Origin of the sequence: Acidiphilium sp., from assembly GCF_049977125.1 — a bacterium.
Classification (GTDB): Bacteria; Pseudomonadota; Alphaproteobacteria; order Acetobacterales; family Acetobacteraceae; genus Acidiphilium.
Map to the genome: position 1 here is coordinate 1 of NZ_JBMFGY010000242.1, position 3,195 is coordinate 3,195.

General features: G+C 59.5%; 4 protein-coding genes and 1 pseudogene. 4 read left to right on the top strand and 1 reads right to left on the bottom strand.

From position 1 onward, the window contains the following. The 4 genes and pseudogenes from ACP5E6_RS17465 to ACP5E6_RS17480 form a co-directional block, all read left to right on the top strand. A pseudogene (locus tag ACP5E6_RS17465) lies at nucleotides 1–289 on the top strand (hypothetical protein); the annotation flags it as partial. Beyond that, entirely contained in the window at nucleotides 290–1,588 is a 1,299-nt protein-coding gene (locus tag ACP5E6_RS17470) for a hypothetical protein (protein WP_427956376.1), read from the top strand. It begins immediately after the preceding pseudogene. Nucleotides 1,589–1,590: 2 nt separating this feature from the next. Then, complete coding sequence (locus tag ACP5E6_RS17475) at nucleotides 1,591–2,106, top strand: hypothetical protein (RefSeq protein ID WP_427956379.1); 516 nt, start codon at nucleotides 1,591–1,593, stop codon at nucleotides 2,104–2,106. Beyond that, complete coding sequence (locus ACP5E6_RS17480) at nucleotides 2,103–2,405, top strand: hypothetical protein (protein ID WP_427956382.1); 303 nt, start codon at nucleotides 2,103–2,105, stop codon at nucleotides 2,403–2,405. Before ACP5E6_RS17475 ends, ACP5E6_RS17480 begins: the two co-directional genes overlap by 4 nt. A 5-nt stretch (nucleotides 2,406–2,410) precedes the next feature. Here the strand turns inward: ACP5E6_RS17480 and ACP5E6_RS17485 are convergent, their stop codons facing one another. Further along, the gene (locus ACP5E6_RS17485; RefSeq protein WP_427956385.1) at nucleotides 2,411–2,998 is read right to left on the bottom strand and encodes a hypothetical protein; all 588 of its coding nucleotides are present in this window, start codon (nucleotides 2,996–2,998) and stop codon (nucleotides 2,411–2,413) included. Nucleotides 2,999–3,195 lie beyond the last annotated feature (197 nt).

Genomic DNA, 3,195 nt, shown 5'->3' on the forward strand with positions numbered 1-3,195 from the left:
GAGCGATGATATCTACAAGCGAGTCCTGACCTGGTGGCTGTATCGCGGCGACGGACAGCGGTTTTCAATTCAATGGCTTCGACGGCGCGTGGCGCGGTTCATCTACGGCGCGAACGGGTTGGATATATCGCTCAATCTGATCCAGAATATCAGCGTAAAATATACGGCGGCGGCGCAGATTACGATTACAGTACCAACCGGCACATCAAGCCAGTTTTTTCAACAATGTGTTGCAAATGGCGTTCTCGCGCTGCCGTTTCAGAATACCTATACAATCGTGGTGGGGTAAATGCCTGTTTTCATCTTCGCGAACAACATCAACACGACGCTGGCCGATGCGCTCACTTCAACTGCGACCACGATCACGCTGGCTTCGAGCGCGGGCCTCCCGTCCATCCCTACCGGATCATATCTCGCCATCACGTTGAACGACGCAGCCACGCGGTCGGTGTTTGAGGTATGCTGGGCAACGGCGGTATCAGGGGCCAACCTGACGGTGCTGCGGGGCCAAGAAGGCACGGCGGCGCAATCGTGGTTGGTGGGCGACTACGCCTATGCGGCGGTCACGGATGCGGGGCTGGCTTCGCTGGCGAATATCAACGGCTCCGCGTCGGAATCGTTCAGCGCGGCGAACGCGGCGGCGGGATCGTCGCAGGTCGCGCCGATCAGCCAGCTTTTCGATGTCTCTCACCAAAACATCACAGCATCCACGACGATTACGGCGATCGCGCTACAAACAGTTGTTCTTTGCCTCAATTCATCTGCGATCACAGTCACACTTGAGCCGGGAACAATATATGGACAGAGTGTCGAGATTATCGCGGGAGGTCTCGGCGGGCAGGTCACTGTTGTTAGCTCCGTATCATCCGGCACACCGTTTTTCTCATTCCCCGACGGGACGACAGCTTATTCATGGCCGATAACCGTATATGCGTCTGCCAGACTGCGTGCGACATGGGATGGCGGGAATTGGCGCTGTCAGCATACTGACATCCCAAAGGGCATTCAGGTATTCACCACGTCCGGCACGTTCACTGCCCCCCCCGGCGTTACTCAAGTGAAGGCAACGGTTGTAGGCGGTGGCGGCGGTGGCTCGAATTGTGACGCGACATCAACATCTACATCGTCAACGGACGCATCTGGCGCGGGCGGCGGTGCTGGCGGCGCTGCCATCGGTGTCTTCACCGTTACCCCAGGCACCGGCTACGCAATCACGGTCGGCGCTGGAGGGGCGAGCCAAACAGGTGGTAGCAGCAGTTCCTTTGCCTCGTTCTGCTCCGCTACGGGCGGGAGCGGTGGTTCTTTCCAAACGACTGCCTCAAGCGCGGGCGCTCCGGGCGGGACTGGTTCTGGCGGCCAGATCAATATCACTGGCGGCATCGGCAGCGACGGTCAAGGCAACGGTTTAGTTTTTGCGGGCAATGGAGGCGCTTCTATTTTCGGCGGTGGTGGACGTGCGGGTGAGCATGGCGGAGAGCCGGGGCAGGCTTATGGTTCGGGCGGCGGGGGTGCTTATGATGCCTCCGCAACCAGCACGACCTATAACGGCGGCGCTGGCGCGGCTGGCATTGTGATCTTGGAATATTGATCATGTACGCACTCATCAATAACGGCGTCGTTACCGAACTCTTCACCCCGCCATCTGGCTTTACGCTCGCGGAGTGCTTTCATCCTGACGTGGCGGCACAATTCGTTGCGGTAGGATCGGCAACCGTCGCAGTCGGGTATCTCTACAGCGGCGGCGTCTTTAGCGCACCGCCAGCACCACCGGCACCCACGCTCGCCCAGCAGGCCACCGCCGCCATTGGCAAAGGCATCGCCATCACGTCAACCGGCACCCCGGCGCTCGATGGGACGTATGCTTGCGATGAAACGGCGCAAGGCCAGCTTAACCGCGTGGCAGGCTACATCACGACAAACGGCAAGTTTCCTGCCGGGCTTACCGCAATGCCTTGGCCGGATATAAGCGGCGTCGTGCATGAGTTCGCCACCACGGCAGAGTTCCAGGCGCTTGCATCAGCCGTCGCCAATTACGTGGTTGAACTCGACGCGGTGATTATGGGTCTCGCCACCACGCTGCCAGCGGCTTCCGCGACAATACCATGACCTACCTCACCGACCTCTACGCCGTCCTCAAAGGCGACGGCATCGCGCTTGACGAAACCGAGGCGGCGCTGCTCGGCATCCCGAACGGCGAGACGATCAGCCTCTATGAAGCGATGCAGGCGCGGCATGGGAGCACGCTCGCGCATATCGCGTGCGCCCTGCTGTGGCTGGTGCAGGAACATCACTGCCGCGATCAACTCGCCAATGTGCCGATGCAGCCGAACAACTACATCCGCGCATTCATCCTCCTATGCGTGCCTATCGCCGCCGTCGCCCGGCTGATTTGGTGGCTCGTATGATTGACTTAGAAGGTAGGGAAATGGCCGCTGATCCATCTGACTATTGGCGTGGCGTGACTGATCAGGCGATCAAAGCGTTGCAGACGCAGAGGTCGGAGGACCGGGCCGATACCATGAAATGGATATCTGACCTCAAAACCAAAATAGACGACCAGTCGAGACAAACTGCGGCCGAATTTCATGCTCAAAGCGTCAAGCTTGATGACCTGATCACGAAAGCGACGATCGCGGATGGGCGGTCGCAGCAGCGCGCGGATGACACGGCTCGACTGGTGCGGCGCATCACGTGGTTGATTTCGCTTACGGCAATTTTGGGCGGATTGATCGGGGTAGTGATCGAATCGCGCATTCATATTTTCGGGCTGTAATTCATCCGTGAGGTTCCAATGCGCGATCAAGTCAGCCACGAGATCAACCGCCTGCGCCGCGATCTGGACGCGCTCGAAGCGCATCTCCGCGAGGGCCAGGATATTGCGGCGTGGCATGAACTGCCGCCAGCCGCGCCGCGTGGGGTCCATCGAACCCAAGTGTTGATCGTGACCACGCTCGGCACCGTCGCCGCCATCGGCCTGATGGCTTTTGGGCTGATTCATTCTTTATAATTTAGGGATTTTCCGATGAGCAGCACAAGCGTTCCGATCGACAATGTCAATCTGGTGGTGCTAAGCGGCGCGGTCACGGTTGCGCCTGGGGTGGTGAGCGGGGCGGCGGCGGGCGCGCTGGCCGTACCTCAATCGACCGTCAATCAAGCGAACGGCGTGGCTGGATTGGACGCAAACAACACAATCAG

Bases quoted from the DNA above. Each gene is read 5' to 3' on its own strand.
- ACP5E6_RS17480 (WP_427956382.1), top strand. From the start codon at position 2,103: ATGACCTACCTCACCGACCTCTACGCCGTCCTCAAAGGCGACGGCATC.
- ACP5E6_RS17475 (WP_427956379.1), top strand. From the start codon at position 1,591: ATGTACGCACTCATCAATAACGGCGTCGTTACCGAACTCTTCACCCCG.
- ACP5E6_RS17485 (WP_427956385.1), bottom strand. From the start codon at position 2,998: ATGAATCAGCCCAAAAGCCATCAGGCCGATGGCGGCGACGGTGCCGAG.
- ACP5E6_RS17470 (WP_427956376.1), top strand. From the start codon at position 290: ATGCCTGTTTTCATCTTCGCGAACAACATCAACACGACGCTGGCCGAT.